Source organism: Niastella sp. sgz303648 (assembly GCF_059587045.1).
Genome location: NZ_JCAPSW010000014.1, coordinates 134717 through 151655, shown reverse-complemented (window position 1 = coordinate 151655; position 16939 = coordinate 134717). Strand labels below are relative to the sequence as shown.

Below are 16939 nucleotides of genomic sequence, written 5' to 3'. Positions count from 1 at the left end.
GATCCGCATCCTGGCCTGAATAATTTACCATCTGGCAAAAAAACGGAATCGTCAGATTTAAGAATTACGATGTCGGTTTTAAAGTTTCTCATAACTTTTGAATTGGCATATCTCCATATAGGAAAGCTCCGAAAATTCGGAGCTTTCCTTTTTTTTCGTCCTCATTGGGACTACTTTACTCTATTATAAGCTTAGCCTATTTAACAATAATCAGCTTTTTGCTTTTCGATTTGCCGGTTGCGCTGAGACGAATGGTTATATTGTAAATCCCGGCTTTTAAACCACTCGCAGGCATGGTAAGGCGGTTGAGGCCTTGCTGCAATACCACTGAACGTTGCTGCACCACATTGCCATAGTTGCTGGTTATCACAATGCTGGCTGGTTGCGATACATCATCCAGCGTATATTCAATAATAACCGAGCTTCCGCTGGCAGGGTTGGGGGTTACTTTCAATGCCTTATCGGCATCGGGCATACGATCATTCCCATCGGTACTTTCTTCTTTTTCGTCAAATTCAGTTGTGGTTGCAACCGAAGCAGGCGTTTGAATAGATACACCGCCGGGGTTGTAGTAGTGATTCAATATCCATGTATAGGTTTTATCTCTGGCCCAAAAGCTGGAACCCCACTGGCACATACCACGGCCATGACCATTGGTTGTTCTGCCGGCGCAACGCTCGTCTTTGATGCATGGCCAGGTAGAGCGTGTTCCGCTATAACCGTTACCGCAACCGGCGTTGTTATTTTCGGCTGAATATTCTGCACGGTAAATAACGCCGCTTTTTATCAAAACCACTTTGGCCGTAGCATTGGCTGCACTGGTGCAGCTGGATGATCCATCACTGTCCCACACCTGGTTACAGGTAGTGGCAGCAATATCAAAGTTGCTTTTAACCGGGTGCTTTACATAATATGCTCCATAGGTACGGTATGCTACCGCGCCCGCCCGCAGGGATGCAGCTCCCCAACTTGCTATCCATTCATCATTCAAACCTGTTTGAACATATTTCTCAAGGCTCATTACCTGTACAGAACTGCAGCTGGTGCAATTGCAATGGGTGCCCACCCGGATGCTTGTGGGTACAGTAACCGCCATGATGCCTTCAACTCTTGCCTGTGGTACTGCTGTTTCGTTATACCTCAGTTGATCGTCTGTTTCTTTTCTGTCGAACAAGCCATGCTCCCGGGTTTCTGTTTCTTCTGTTACTTGTTGCGCACGGGCATTGTTTGCAGGCGACATAGCTACTTTCAGGGTATACGTATCCGGGATCAGATAAAAGTTCTGAATACTATGCGGTGCATATCCGGCTTTGGTAAAGCGGATCGTTGCTTTTTCAGGAATGGTACCTTCAGCAATAGTTGCTGCAGCAGATAACTGAATACTAAAAAAACCTTTCTTATCGGTAATGGCCGTTTTACCCCCAGCGCTCACTTGTACACCAGCCAATGGTGTGTTGACCTCTGCATCTCTTACATAGCCGCTGATGATGCTTTGATTTGTGTTGGCGCGAAGTAGTTGTTCCGAAATCAGGGGCGCATTGTTACCCGCCGGGTCAAGGTTAATATTCGCTTCAATGTTCGTTTCTTCACCTGAGGCGAAGTATGTTTCTATAGGATCATATCCGCTTGCGGTAATGGCAAACGTATACTTCCCATTTACTGCTGTAAATATCAGTTTGCCGTTTGCAGCAGTAGTTAATGTACTGGTTTTTCCATTGGGGGCTGTTACCCGTACATTGGCGCCGGGTACTGCAAAGCCGGTACTTTCATTTCTAACTATAAATGTAATATTGGTGCTGCTGCCTGCGTCCGAAGCTGTTGGTTGCTGTGCCTGTGAACTGCCAAACAGCAACAACAGTAATGCAAACAATAGTAACCGCGTTCTGCTCATAGCGTAGAATTTTAATTTTTAACAAGGAAGCAAAGACAAATCAGGGAAGGCTAAGAGATCAAAAATGAACCGTCTCTTTATCTTCTTTTTTCTTATCACTCTCAGCCTGCCTGATCCATCTTCATTAAAAGAACTTTTTTTCTTATTCACCATCTATCATTCACTACTTAACAACAATCAGCTGTCGGCTTTCCGTTTTGCCGGTTGTGCTGAGGCGAATGGTCACATTGTACAAGCCGGCTTTTAAGCTGCTGACAGGTATGGTGAGGCGGTTGATACCTTGTTGCAGAACCACCGAACGTTGCTGCGTTACATTGCCATAGTTGTTGGCGATTACAATGCTGGCTGGCTGCGATGCATCATGCAGCGTGTATTCAATAGTAACTGAGCTTCCGGTTACCGGGTTAGGAATTACCTTCAGGTCGCCATCGGCTTTGGATGAACCAGAAGGATCTGAATTGGCAATAACATTATCATCTGCGTCTTCTGTAATAGCCGCAGCAATTGAAGGCGGACTGATCAGGTTGGCATATTTTGTCCAGTTCCAGTATTTACCGGGATCAGTATGCGTATTTCCGCTGTAATGCTGGTGACCTTTGATGCGCACGGTTACGGGCTGAGGATTGGTACCCGAAGTTGCGGGTCCTCGAAAGCATTTTTTGCCGTCAATATTCCTGCCTCTGCATATATCACGTACCAGGGCAGCCGAGCTTTTGTACATGGCAGTGGTATACCAGGTGTTGCCTTGTGCTACATAACCTTCGTGCTCAATACCGATGGTGTAGCCATTATGGTTTAATACATGCCATGCTTTGTCTTTTTCCCGCACCATTTGGGTAACCTGTCCATCAGATGAACGGATCACATAATGAGCCGATACTTTGGCGCTGGGATTATTAAACCACGAGATGGTGCCCGCATAACTTCCCTCAGTAGTATGTACAACCACATTGGTTATGGCAGCTCCCCCACGGCCTACGGTAAAGTTGCTGGTGCTGGCCTGGTCCCACTTAGCAGATGGATAATCGGGGCCTTGCACCGCTGCTTCATCGCTGATGGCGCTGCTTTCGGCAGTTGCGTCATCGGCAGATATACGACCCTGATCAACATTTACCTGCACACCGGGCGTGCGTAATAAACGCAGCGTTTTTGCAGGATAAATTTTCCCGAACTGCACACTGCGTGCCGACTGTTTTATCCCGGGCGATGAAAAACCTTGCTGCAGGTGATTGTAGACATCAAAAGTATACAGCGAATGTGCATATCTGTTAATAGCGCTGCCGTCGTCGGGAATTTCAGACAGCTTATCCAGCGCTACCGAAAAATTTTCCGGAGTGCCGTTGGCTGTCAGGTCTTTTATGCCCGCTTCCCTGCTGAGGAATTTTGCTACTGCCAAAATTTGCAGATGCACATCTTTTTTAAATCGTTCGGGCGAAATACCGCTCAACGAACAAACTGCAGTAAGGTTGTTTTTAAAATAACCTTTGCCATCTTCAATTAAACCAAAAAGGCCAAAGCGTTGCGGCATGCCTACCTCATCACCATCACCATCTGTTTGAGGGCTCAGGTTGTTCATGTGCGAAGCCGAATAAGCAGCGGCTTCCAGCACACCTTTAGGAATGTTGGGATACAGGCGATAGGCCTCGGCAAAATAGCTGCCGAAATCCTGTTCAGGCTGTTGGGCGCTTAATTGCAGGCCCAGTACAAGCGAAAATAAACCAAAAAGTAATCGTCGGGTAATCATCATGATACTGTTTTAAATGGTTAGCAATGGGTGTTTTCCAGAAAAAAAGATCCCTCTTGCCTACAGTATGCGCATTACTGTAGACACATAAGTATACCTATCAGAGAAATCCGGAGTTCATCTGACGTTGGTAAAAAATTAAATAAGGGCTATTCCAAAGCGTTGGCTTTAGATCGATAAAGGGCTGGGGGCTAAGCGAAGTGCTGCTTCAGGCAATATTATCGCACTGCAGGTACATAGCTACTCATGCCATGTTGTAAGCTTCGATGTATTATTGATGAAAGGGGAATAAGCAATCATGTTGGTAAGATTGCTTTTAAATTGATGCCAAAGGGCTTCATCAACTAAGTTGGTATCAGAATGTCCAATTGCTAATAGTGGTAAAGTGAATAATGTACAGTTATTTTTCATGTGATAAGGTTTTAAAAGCAGATATGTTGTACATAATTAGGTAATTTTTTTGAAAGCTCAATAATGATCATGAAACTTATGTGGGTATTTTATAACTGCTTGCAGGATTCGGTAACGGAGTTATACACATGTAGAAAAGTAATCGCTTCTATACTAACATTTCGTGCATCAGAATAGTCTACATGTGAAAGCGGTTGTGCATGATAGTACCTGGCAGTCAAAATCAATTTCTAAATATTTTATATCAATTTCGGTCAAGAGGTACAGCCGCAAAAAAACGCATTGGGCAGATTTTGCTTTTGCCCCGTCTTCTATGTCGATATCCCTGAATCGCTTCTTTTGTAATACATATCTGCTTTATACAATTGTGCCTAGCGCCCCTGGTTGTTATTTTGGCACTTTACTTGTTACTATTCACATCCTAAACGCTATCCGTACGGTTTACTATTTGTAATCCTCCCATACCAAAACTATGAAACAATATATCTCAGCAAGTTTGTTGCTTTGCCTGTGTATAACGCTCAACGCTCAAAATGTGCAGGTTAGCGTGACTATATTTAATAACAGGAAAGCGGTTTCCCCGTATATTTATGGCCGAAATAATTCTCTTTCCGACGATCCCGGAGGCCCTGTTTCAGCAAATAACTGGCAATTGTATAAAGATGCAGGTGTTAATTTCTTCCGCGAAAATGGAGGCAATAATCTCACTAAACATAATTGGAGGCTTAATATCAGCAGTCATCCAGACTGGTATAATAATGTGTATGCCTCGAATTGGGATTATGCCGCACAAAGCCTTCAACAGAATATTCCTTCTGCCCAGGGTATGTGGGGCTTTCAACTGATTGGCCAGGCGGCCATGACAACTGCCAACAATTTCAATGATTGGGCCTATAATAATTCACAATGGTGGTCGGGCGTAAATCAAAATCTTGCAGGAGGCGGTGTTATGAATACCGCCGGCGGCAGCCAGGCCCTGGTGAATGGAGATCCCAGCCTGTACCTGGAGAACTGGACACCCGATTCTACCACTGGTATCCTGAACCATTGGTTTGGAAGTGGGAGTCTGGGCCTGGATTCTACCAGGATCAGGTACTGGAATATGGACAATGAAGTGGAAATATGGTCAGGTACTCACGACGATGTGATGCCCACACAACCCAGCGCAGAAACATTCATGCAGCAATATTTTGCCGTTGCAAAAAAAGCAAGGGCGCTTTTTCCTGGCATTAAGTTAACAGGGCCGGTGAGTCCGAATGAATGGCAATGGTTTAATTGGGGCTCTTCTCCGGTTACCGGCTCCGACGGCAAACAGTATCCCTGGCTGCAGTATTTTATTAAACGGGTGGCTGAAGAAGAACAAAGCTCGGGAATCAGATTGTTAGATGTGATCGATCTCCATTTCTATCCTTCCAGTTCTTCGGCTTCGAATGTTGTTCAATATCACCGTGTGTTTTTTGATAGCACTTATATTTTCCCGGAGGCCAACGGGGTAAAAAATGTTAATGGAGTATGGGATAACTCAATACAGATAGAAAATGTTTTTGGCAGATGCCAGAAGTGGCTGAACCAATACATGGGACCCGGCAATGGAGTCACTTTCGCTGTATCTGAAACGGCCACGCAACTTCAAAACAATCCGAATGCCGTGGCAGTTTGGTATGCTTCAATGTTGGGCGAGTTCATGAACCATGGAGTAGAATACTTTTCTCCCTGGAACTGGGATGTAGGCATGTGGGAAACCCTGCACCTGTTTAGCCGGTATAACAAAAGTAATAATGTACAAGCTACTTCCAGCGATGAACAGAATGTATCTGCCTACACAACCGTTAATAACAATAATGATTCAGTAACAATAGCGCTGGTTAACAGATCACTTAGCCAGTCAAAGACTGTTGTGGTAAATTTTCCCGATTACATTCTTGCCAATCAGCCAGTAACTACTTTAACGCTAAGCAACCTACCGGTGGGTACAGAAACCTTTGTATCCCATAGCAGCAATGCCCTGCAATCTGCAGGCATTTCGCCGCAAAACAATACTTTGCAGGTTACACTGGCGCCCATGTCGATCACTTCTCTGTTAATCACCGGCACTACAACGCCGCTTCCTCAAAGCCTGCTCTCCTTCACAGCATCGAAGAGCGATAATAAAGTGATGCTGAATTTTACAACCACCAACGAATTGAAAGTTGCTTCTTTTGAAGTGGGAAGAAGCCAGGATGGCTCGTCCTTTACTACAATTGGTAAGGTAACTGGTGAAGGCGCCAATGGCCAATATGCATACATTGATGTACAACCGCTGCCATCCATAAATTATTACAGACTTAAAATGATTAACCAGAACGGCGGTTATTCCTATAGCAAAATGCTATCCATCCGCTACGATAAAAATGCTTCTATTTCCATCTTCCCGAACCCCGTTAAAGATGTGGTAACTGTTCAGTTGCATATGCCAACAGGAGCAGTATCGCTTCAAATAATTGACGGAATGGGACGCATGGTGAAAACGATGACATTGCAATCATCGGGTAGCACTTTATCAACTGCAATAGATGTCAGTGGGCTTGCCGGGGGGCAGTATTATATTCATGCAGGCAGCGAAATTCTAAGCTTTATAAAACAATAATAAACAGGTAACCTTCTTCGCTTCAATACTTAAGTCTACTTCGCCCCACCATGGGTACAAAGGTTTAATCCTGACAAAAAATTAAAAAGGCTGTTCGAAAAGAGCAGCCTTTTTTGTTATTGGTATTACCCCGCACATCCGGCATATTCAATATTCCGGATATGTGTTTTTGAACCAGTATGGAAATGATGTTAGCTGTTGAACTCATAATTGTTATTTGATATGATTGTTATTTGAATTGATTACCAAACCTCTTTATAAATTTTAAATTCAGCATATGATCTATGCCGTTATAATAAGTAGAATTTATAAATGTTTTTACTTAATATTGTAATGTCCAACCTAAAAACACCAAAAGATATCACTTAGGGTTAGATGCCCTCAAAAATCTACAGAGGCAGTTCAATCGAAATGCTGTGATGTGGTGGTCACATATATAATATTCGTTGTTTTAAATATTGAATATAAGCGGTTATAAAATATTTTTTTATAACCGATTTACTCCATAACAAAAATCCCAACCCGATGAAAACAATTCTGAAAAAATTGTATCCACAGCAGTATGAGCTGCCATGTTCCATACACTCATTGCAATACGAATCATCCACCAGGACCATTGAAAGCACATTAAGTCATCAGCGTAAAAGCTATTCCTTACGGAAGACATCTACTTGCTTTTTACCGGTAATGGCAGGCGCAATGGTTATCATGTGCGGCAATGTATTTGCCCAGGTGGTGCCTACGCTTGAATTTGCAAGCGGGGCGGGCCCAACTGGCTCGGGACCGTCCATCTCACCCCAGGTTATTACATTTCAAAACAACACCAATAACCCAACGGGTACTACGTTTGTCGCATACACGCCAACAACAACCATTACATTTTCCCTGAGTAACCAGCAATATACCATTCCGGTTGCGGAGAGCGCTACGGCTACCGCCATGATGTTTGGTGCAGGCAATACCAATGCAACTGCCGCTGTAACACCGTACACTTACTATAATCTGATGAATGCCTATTCAGCGTCGGTCAACGGCGATTACACGTCTGCTTCAACAGTTACCGCCGGCACCGGTATCGCTATTACTAAAAACTATGGTCTTCAGTTGTTCACCTCTGCTATGGGATTATACCATGCGAGTCTGTCTACCTCCGGCAGGTATTATATTGCCGACCTCACCATTAAGTTTAGTAATTATGTCTCCAATCCTGTTCTGCAAATCACTGGGCTGGGCGCCTCTTTCAATGGATTGGGATTTACTACGGAATTAGAACTGCAAACGCCATCGGTAACGCTTTCCAGGCTCTCGGGGTCTACCGAATTAACCGTTTCTTCCGGAACGAAAATATTAAATAACGCAACCAATCCGGGTGGCACCACCGGGTCGGGTGCAGCCAGTGGTTCGGTATTGGTTGCCGGCACCAATATCACCTCCCTTTCCTTTAAAATTTTCGTTCGCGGTGACGGCGGCTACAGTTCCTGGTCAGCCGGCAATCACATAGGAGATGGCTGGCTACTGGGCGTTTCAACAATTACCGATTTAGTAGTGCTGCCGCTTAATATAACCAACTTTACGGCTACTTCCCGGGATTCTTATGCCCAATTGCAATGGGATGCGGAAACGGAAGAGAATAGCCGCTTTTTTAATATAGAATCCAGCCGGGATGGATTGGTATGGAAAAATATCAGCATGGTGGCCGCAGATAATAGCAATACTTACAAAACGTATCGCTTTACGGATGTGAATGCTGCGGCAGGGAATAATTATTACCGGATAAAAGGGGGCGATGTGCAGGGAGATACTGTTTGTTCACCGGTAAAGCTGGTGTCTTTGGGCGCGAATGCCCCCATCAGCATTTTTCCAAATCCCGTAAAAGACAGGTTGTATATAACAAACAATGGCGAAACAATACAATCGGTGATCGTATCCAATACAAATGGGAAAGAAATGCATCACTACAACAGCCCGGCCACCGGAAATAGTCTTGATATGAGCTCTTTGCCTATCGGTATATATTTTGTTACCATCCGCTGCGCATCAGGCCATGCTCAAACCATGAAGGTTATTAAAGAATAATCAAAACTGGTTCAGTAAGCCGGTTAAGGAGCGGCGGTTGTTTTAACCCATATGATTTCCTTAATGAATCTGCCACCTGATTCGAACTTCGCATCATTAGGGAGCCGAAAAAACAAAACCCGCAGCTTTCGCTGCGGGGCTTCTTTTCGTAGGAACAACTCAGAGGAAGGATATCTCCTTTAAAAACGGGATTCGGTTTGCCGGTTCAGTGCCATAACATGCTTCTGGTAGTCCTCCTCTGTAATCGCTTTTACGCTTACCTCGTCTACGAAAAGGGTTCCTGTGGCATACCCCAGTGCAAACAGGAGCTTAATCTTCGATACACCGGGAGGGACCGGCATGGCCTTTTCCGTATATTTCCAGTATTCGTCGCCGGTAATGGTTATAAGCGTTGTCGAACCGTTTACTTTTGCCTCATTTCTATCCAAAAATTCTATATTAAACAGGCCTCCCGTCCAGGCCTGCATACTCTGCACCACGTTATCGGCTTTTATCCAGGCGCTTATTAAAATATACTGCGTGTTTTTAGGCAGGGTTATTATCTGGTGCATACCGGTCCATTTACTGGTATCCATGGAAGTGATAACGGCGCAGGCCTTCCCTGCTTTTACTACATAGGGCGTTGTTTTGGCGCTGTATTCCGTCCAGCCGTACAGCTCATCTTCAAAACCGCCATTGGTGATAAGGTTTTTTTGCGCCTTTGCTGTTATGTGTGTAAGCAGCAAGGCAAACAACAGGTAAATTAAATTATTATTCATACCGGTATGTTTATTTCAATCCATTTACAATTCCCTGCCAGGCTGCTTTTCGTTTATAGGAAGCATCAAACGGCAGGGGCCAGTCGGGGCGGTGATAATAAGGCGGTATCCATGAATCGGCGTCACTGACGTCCCAGGTGGTAATACCAAATTGCTGGGCAGCCGGCAATGCATTGTACGCCTTTACCACGGCCTGGTATTTCTGCGACTGTACCGATGCTAACGCGGCCGTATACGTCATATTCTGATCATTGTTGGGGTTCACTGAAATATCCAGCTCAGAGATGTGTACTTTAAGGCCGGTATTGGCCACCGCGGTTATGGCAGCGGAAATACTGTTATCAGACACGTTTGTATTGGTGTGCATCTGCATGCCGAAGCCGTCAACCGGAATGCCCCGGTTTTTCATATTCGTGACCAGCGTAATAATGGCCGCCCGTTTTACCGCCGAATATTCATGGCCGTAATCGTTGTAAAACAATAGTGCGTTAGGATCTGCCTGCCGCGCATATTGAAAGCTGCGGGCAATGTAATCAGGGCCCAGGTGCTGCAACCATAAATTGTTGCGGAGAGTACCGTCCTCGTCAATCGCTTCGTTCACTACATCCCAGGAGGCAACTTTGCCTTTGAAATGAGCGACTTCGGTTTGTATATGCGTTTTCAGCATGTTTTCCCAGGCGCTGGAATCGCCCTTGAAATTGGTCACCCAACCAGGCACTGCCTGGTACCAAACCAGGGCATGCCCATGCACTCGCATGCCATGCTGCTGCGCGAAGCTCACCAGGTAGTCGGCAGCACCGAACGTAAAATTGCCCTGCGTTGGCTGAATGGCGTCCATCTTCATCACGTTTTCGGGCGTCACGCTATTAAACTCTTTTGCAACCAGGGCGATATAAACCGCATTGCTTTTTAACAGGTCTATATTGATGGAGGCGCCGAATGGGAAACCGGCATGAGTATAAAGCCCGGTAGTGTCTGTTGTTGTGCCGCCGGGATCCGGAGTACCGGCCTTTTCCTTTTTGGAACAGGCCAGCAGGAAACTACAGCAGACAGCTACTTTAATATACTTTTTCATATAGGGAGGATTTTCTTTTTTTAATAAATGCCAAGATCATCGAGGAAAATGGTTTCCGGCGCATTAGCGCTCAATTCCTGGAAGCCGAGGTAGCTGAGTGATGTTGGGGTACCCGGCGCCGATGCATCCTGGAACAGTTTCAAGGGAATAACATAGGTAGACCATACTTTTTCATGCAGGATGATGCTTACCTGGCGATGGTCGAAATCGTTCAATGCCACTTTAATTACTTTTCCTTCCGTACCGGTAGATCCTCCATAAATGGAAAACTTAACATAAGTAGCGCCGGTTAAATCGATGCCGGGCCCGCTGCCAACGGCATAACCCGCATAATTACCGGTATAGTCAAGCCGTATGGAATATGGGCCGCGTTTAACCACTTCCGTACTTTGGGTATTAGCATTCCAGCCAATAAACCCAAAGGTGTAGCCGTTCGAAGGAACCGCATCCTCGTAGAGCAGGCTTTTGAACCCGAAGGGGATGGCCATCGGCGGCACCACACCGTTGTAAGAAGCGTAAGGCCCCGATGAAGTGCCCCCCGGGGTAGTTACAGATGTTACGCCCCGCGCATTGGCCGGCACGATCACTTTAATGGCGGTAGACGTCGTGGACACAATTTTTGCTGAAGTAGTTCCGAATTTCACAACGGAGGCGTTGTCGAGCACGGTACCGGTGATGGTCACCGTATCGCCGGGATTACCGGCAAACTGGCTGAGGCCGGTAATGGCGGGAACAGGTTGCAGCACGGTAAAATCGAGCGTTGCCGTACCGTATTTCGTAGTCACGACCAGCTTATTATTGCCGTTCTGCCAGGGCGTCTCGGCGGGAATTTTGACGATGATCGACGTATTGGTAACCAGCGTCGGATTGAAATAAACGGGATACTCGTTAAAGGATACGCTGGTGGTGGTTTGCAGGTTAGTGCCTATGATGGCAAACAGGCCACCCAGCGCGCCCGAGGTTACAGTAGAATCGAACGCTACCGGTATCACGTCTTGTGAGGTGTAGGATGTGCCCAGGTCTTGCCGGTGCGTTACTACCACGGTATCGTATCTGGTAACTGTACGGACACGGGTGAGTGAAGGAGCCCCGTCGCTGTTTTTCCTGCAGGACAAGGTGCCTGTGATTAGCAAAATGAACAATACCGCAGAGCCCATCAACAATTTATATCTTGAATACATATGCGCAATGTTTAAGGTTAAAAATGATACGGCACAGGCGCCTCTAATAATTTGGGGTTAAGAGTGGATTCCGTGGTCGGATAGGGCAGCACAAAATTGGCATCGCTGATGTTGTATTTCTGCGACCACACCACTACCGGGGTGGTGGTACTGTAAATGCCTCTCTCCTGGTTGTCGATTATAGCGATGGCTTTGGGATGTGATTTTACATTAAATCCATCGAGACGCCCGAGGTCGAACCAGTAATCGCATTCCATGGCCAATTCTATTCTCCGCTCGTGCATAATACTGCTCTGCGTAACGGAGGTAAGCGGGCTTAATCCTGCACGCTGCCTCACTTTATTGACCGGGCCAACTGCAGCCGCGTCAGTAGTGGAGGCATTACCGGCCAGCACCGCCTCGGCTTCAATGAGCAGCACCTCGGCATACCGCATGAGGTAAGTATTGATGCCGGTCGAGAAAGCGGCGCCCAAACCGCCGTTGTCGGCGGGTGTGCCCACCACGTATTTTTTTAGCAATGCGGAACTGCCCTGCGACATTGCGCTTGCCGGTACGGTATATCCGCCGTGGGCCTGGTCTATTTCGGGATAAACGTCACCTGGGTACATGAGCGTTGGTTTGCGCCGGAGATCGCCGGCCTCATAGGAGCTGGTAAGATCTATGGAAGCAGCAACCGAACCATAGCCATCACCGGTGCCTGTTATCTGCGACGTCCAGGCAAAAAAGGCCTGCTGCGAGTTGCCGTGACCGTAAGAGCTTCCCCCTTGCCATTGCAGAGCGGCTACTGATTCTTCATTATTATTATTAACAGTCTTAAACAGGTCGGCGTAGGTTTTGCCGGGGATGTCGATGCCGTACAGTTTAAACTCACCGCTACTGATCACCTTTTCCGCTTCGGCGCGTGCATTGGTATAGTCCCGCATGTATAAATATACTTTTGCGAGAAAAGCGGAGGCAGAACCGCTGGATACATGCCCCTGCGCTTTGCTGCCATTCCTGATCATCGCGGTACAATTGGCTTCCGCAAACTTCAAATCGTTCAAAATAAATTTATAGATATCCGTTACCGGGTTGGTATTAACCTGGTAATTGTTGATATAGTCGAGCGAGTTTGTAATAATCGGCACATTTCCCCAGGTGCGTACCAGGTAAAAATAAGCAACGGCCCGCATGAAATGCGCTTCTCCCAGCGCGTTATTGACAACTGCGGCAGGTATCGTTGTGGCCACATGCGATGGCAGGTTGTTGATAACCGCATTAGACTGGGCCACCACGGAATACAGGGCATTCCATGCCGCTGCCAGCTGTATGTTGTCGCCAGTTACAGAAAAATTACTGAAATTGACCACATCGGGCGAATAGGTGCGGGCATTGCCGCCAAGCATTTCTGCGATACTCCAGGATGCTTTGTTGTTCCAGTCGAACCAGGGTGAATTGTACAGAGCATTGGTACTGGCCTGAACCTGGTCGGTAGTCTGGTAAAAATTATCGAGGGTCAGTGTATCGGCAGGCGTGCGGTTGAAGAAATCCTTTTTGCAACCGGCAGCCGAAATACCAATTAACAGCAGGCTTATTTTAATATAATGGTTATATTTTTTCATGTTGCGTTACGTGATTAGGTGATTAAAACTGTACGTTCATTCCAAATGTGACGGTGCGGGCCAGCGGGTACCTGCCGTTGTCGATATTCGTCAGGATAGCGCTTTGGTTGCTGGAACCTACTTCCGGATCATAGCCGTTGTAACTGGTAAACGTATACAGGTTTTGAACACTGGTATAGATTTTCATCCCACCTAATTTCGCTTTGTGGAGCCAGCGGGAAGGTATATTCCAGGCCAGGTTGATGTTTTGAACCCGGAGGTAAGATCCGTTGTGAATAAACCGGTCGGAGACAAAGATGTTAGGATTGTCTGTACCGATTTTCGGGGCGGGAATATCCGAGTTGGCATTGTCAGGCGTCCAGTAACCGGCAACAGAAGCGTATTGATTCTGGTAAGGTCCGGCAAGGCCACCCAGCGAACGATCGAGGAGGTTCAGTATTTTGGCGCCGTAGGAACCATATAGGAAAATGCTCAAATCAAAATCACCGAAGGAAAAGTTATTGGTAATGCCATAAGTGAATTTGGGATTAGGGTTGCCGAGCGCAGTGCGGTCGTTGGCATCGATTACCCCGTTATTATCCAGATCCTGGTACTGCACATCGCCCAGCCAGGTGCCTGCACTGGAATTACCAATGGGGCGACTGAACTGCTGTGGCGCCTTGCTCAACTCGCCGTCTGTTTTAAATATGCCTTTCACCTTGTAGCCGTAAAACTCCCCGATGGGACCGCCAACCACGGTGCGGGTAGCCGCCACATCGAGAAAGCCATTGGTGACCTTCCCGATCAGTTCATCGAGCCCCGTGGTTAGTTCTTTTACCGTATTGTTATAATGCGAGACTATGATAGCGGTATTCCATTTCACCTTCCCGCTAACGATATTATGCGTGTTAAGGGTGATGTCGATGCCCTGGTTTTCGACCCTTCCGAGGTTGACATAAGGCGGGTTAATACCGCCGAGGTAAGTAAAACTGCCTACCAGGTAGGCCGGCAGCGGCAGCTGGAATAAGAAATTCCGCGATGTTTTTTTGTATACATCTACACTGGCTTCAATCCGTTTGTCAAACAAGCTGAAGTCGATACCGGCATTGTATTGAATGGAGGTTTGCCATTTCAGATTCGGATTGGCAATCTGGTTCAGTAAAAAGCCGGTACCCAATCCCGTTACCGAAGCATTCAGCGGTGAGCCATAGAGGTAATTGGGGATTTCCTGGTTGCCTACCTGACCGTAGCCCAACCTGAATTTAATATTATCCGCTACCGTTTTTATGTTCTTCATAAATGCTTCATCCGACAGTTTCCACGATGCGGCGAAAGCGGGAAAATAACCGATCTGGTGTTCGGGTGCGAATTTGGATGATTTGTCCTGGCGAAGGGTTGCCGTAAAGCTGTAACGGTTGCTGTAATTGTAAATGACACGGGCGTAAAAGGATTCCTGGCTTTGGCTGCCTTTATATTCATCATTGGTGGCGGTAGATGCCTGCCCCAGATTCAGCGACTGTACGGTGTTGCTGTAAAAGCCCTGGCGATAACCTTGCGTGCCACGCCAGTTTACCTCCTGCACTTCATGGCCGGCAAGGGCGGTTACATTGTGCTTTCCGGCAAATGTATGCTGGTAGGTAAGGTATTCCTTCCATATCTGGTAAGTACTTTGTTGGGAGCGTTCGTTGAGTGAGGCCGTGGGATTAATGAACCGGCCCCAGGAATAAGTTGGGTTGAAAAGATTGTTATCTGAATAACCAAAATCGCCGCCGAATTCTGACCGAAGGGTTAAATCCCTGGTGAACCGGATATCGTTATACAGGTTGGCGTTCAGATTCGTTCGGGTCAGGTGGTTGGTCATTTGATGTGCCTGCGCTACGGGATTGATGACGCCGCTGACGGAAAGCGGGTCGCTGGCGGGCGGACCGGAATACGAACCATCAACGTTGTAGACCGTAAGATCGGGCGCCTGCAGGAGGGCATTGTAAACGATACCATTGTTATCGCCCTGCACCACATCTTCCGAAGTACGGTTACCCGCCATGGTGAGCCCCAGCTTAAACCATTCCTTTACCTGTGCATCGAGATTGGAGCGGAACGAATACCGTTTGAAGGCAGAGCCGACAACGATCCCGTCCTGTTGCAGCATGCCGCCGGACACATAATAGTTCAGTCCTTCCCTGCCGCCCGAAACAGACAACTGGTGACTTTGCTGCAAAGCATTTCTGAACACCTGGCGCTGCCAGTCGGTACCGGCCCCGAGTAAACTTGAATCCGCAAAATCAGGTCTGCGGCCGATGCTGTAAATATCGCTTATCACGTTTTCCAGTTTGGCATATTGCTTCAGGTCCATCATGTGAATATATTTCGACACCTGTTGGAGCCCGGCATAGCCATTGTAATTTATTTTGGCATTGCCGTTTTTACCGTGTTTGGTGGTGATAATGATAACCCCGTTAGACGCCCTGTTGCCATAGATGGCGGTGGCGGAAGCATCTTTCAGCACATCGATTGATTCGATGTCATTGGGATTAATCATAGCCAGGGGACTTACCGAGCTTTGCGTGTAGGTATATCCGGCAGCGGTTTGCAGGGGCGACCGTCCGCTGGTACTTGAATTATTGGCATCGCCGGATATGGGTACGCCGTCGATGACATACAGAGGTTCGTTGGTGCCGCTTAAGGAAGTAACGCCCCGGATGCGCACCGAGGTATTGCTGCCCGGAGCTCCGGAGTTTTGCGTAATGGTCAGTCCCGACGCCTTACCCTGCAGCAACTGGTCTACGCTGGGCTGCGGAATATTGGCAATATCCGTCCCTTTGACCGACGATACGGCGCCGTTAATATCGCGGCGTTTCTGCGTGCCATAACCTATCACCACAACATCACCCAATTCCTCAGCGACCAGTTTGAGGGTGACGTTGATGGTCGTTTTACCGGCAACGGCTATTTCCTGTTTTTGCATGCCGACAAACGTAAATACCAGGGACCCGCCGGCGGGCACGTGGATGATGTACCGGCCATTGATATCAGTATTTACGCTGACTGAAGAATTTTTAATCATTACTGAAGCGCCGGGGAGCCCGTGGCCCTTATCATCCTGAACGGTGCCGGTGATGGTGATAGTGGTATCGGTGGAGATACCCGCTTCCTCCGGCCTGTCCGGAACATATTTTTTAATGACAATGGTTTGCTGGAAAACACGGTAGGTTACCGGCTGGTTTTTAAAACATTCATCAAGCACGGTTTCAACCGGAACATGATCAAGGTGAATGGTAAATTTTACCGATGGCGGAAAGTCGGCCTTCTCGTAAAAAAAATAATAATTACTCTGCTTTTCAATATTGCGCAAAACGGCCTGGATGGAGGCGTTTTTTTCATGAATGGTAATGCTTTGGGCAAAACCTTCAGCGCTAACCCGGGAAAGTGAAGCAATCATTAGAAAGACAATCAATTTCATGGCAATCAAAACTTTGGATAGTTTGGGCAATGGCACAGATAATACGGAAGCGGTTAATTTCATAACTTTGAAATGTCTGGGTTAAACTTAAAATTGCTATAGTCAATGGTAATGAACAGTACCCCGATATGTGCCGG

Annotated in this window: 9 protein-coding genes; 2 read left to right on the top strand and 7 right to left on the bottom strand. The window is 46.9% G+C overall.

Annotated elements, in window-relative coordinates; genetic code table 11:
• Positions 1-196 precede the first annotated feature (196 nt).
• A complete protein-coding gene (locus AC59IL_RS30375; RefSeq protein ID WP_496556006.1) occupies positions 197-1891 on the bottom strand; it encodes a carboxypeptidase regulatory-like domain-containing protein in 1695 nt (564 codons plus the stop codon).
• 163 nt (positions 1892-2054) lie between these two features.
• Positions 2055-3638 (bottom strand): N-acetylmuramoyl-L-alanine amidase, encoded by a 1584-nt coding sequence (locus AC59IL_RS30370; protein ID WP_496556005.1) that lies wholly within the window; start codon positions 3636-3638, stop codon positions 2055-2057.
• Between the two features lie 880 nt (positions 3639-4518).
• Here AC59IL_RS30370 and AC59IL_RS30365 point away from each other — a divergent pair.
• Positions 4519-6672 (top strand): glycoside hydrolase family 44 protein, encoded by a 2154-nt coding sequence (locus tag AC59IL_RS30365; protein ID WP_496556004.1) that lies wholly within the window; start codon positions 4519-4521, stop codon positions 6670-6672.
• Between the two features lie 525 nt (positions 6673-7197).
• The gene (locus AC59IL_RS30360) at positions 7198-8748 is read left to right on the top strand and encodes a T9SS type A sorting domain-containing protein (protein WP_496556003.1); all 1551 of its coding nucleotides are present in this window, start codon (positions 7198-7200) and stop codon (positions 8746-8748) included.
• 179 nt (positions 8749-8927) lie between these two features.
• On the opposite strand, the gene AC59IL_RS30355 is transcribed toward AC59IL_RS30360, so the two are convergent.
• Genes AC59IL_RS30355 through AC59IL_RS30335 form a run of 5 tightly spaced genes read right to left on the bottom strand, consistent with a single transcriptional unit; the run spans position 8928 to position 16865 of the window.
• Positions 8928-9506: a carbohydrate binding domain-containing protein gene (locus AC59IL_RS30355; RefSeq protein WP_496556002.1), complete on the bottom strand. Its 579-nt coding sequence runs from the start codon at positions 9504-9506 to the stop codon at positions 8928-8930.
• 10 nt (positions 9507-9516) lie between these two features.
• The gene (locus AC59IL_RS30350; RefSeq protein ID WP_496556001.1) at positions 9517-10581 is read right to left on the bottom strand and encodes an endo-1,4-beta-xylanase; all 1065 of its coding nucleotides are present in this window, start codon (positions 10579-10581) and stop codon (positions 9517-9519) included.
• A gap of 20 nt (positions 10582-10601) precedes the next feature.
• On the bottom strand, positions 10602-11762 hold the full coding sequence (locus AC59IL_RS30345; RefSeq protein WP_496556000.1) for an IPT/TIG domain-containing protein: 1161 nt from the start codon (positions 11760-11762) through the stop codon (positions 10602-10604).
• Positions 11763-11779: 17 nt separating this feature from the next.
• On the bottom strand, positions 11780-13363 hold the full coding sequence (locus AC59IL_RS30340) for a RagB/SusD family nutrient uptake outer membrane protein (protein ID WP_496555999.1): 1584 nt from the start codon (positions 13361-13363) through the stop codon (positions 11780-11782).
• Between the two features lie 22 nt (positions 13364-13385).
• Entirely contained in the window at positions 13386-16865 is a 3480-nt protein-coding gene (locus AC59IL_RS30335) for a SusC/RagA family TonB-linked outer membrane protein (protein WP_496555998.1), read from the bottom strand.
• Positions 16866-16939 lie beyond the last annotated feature (74 nt).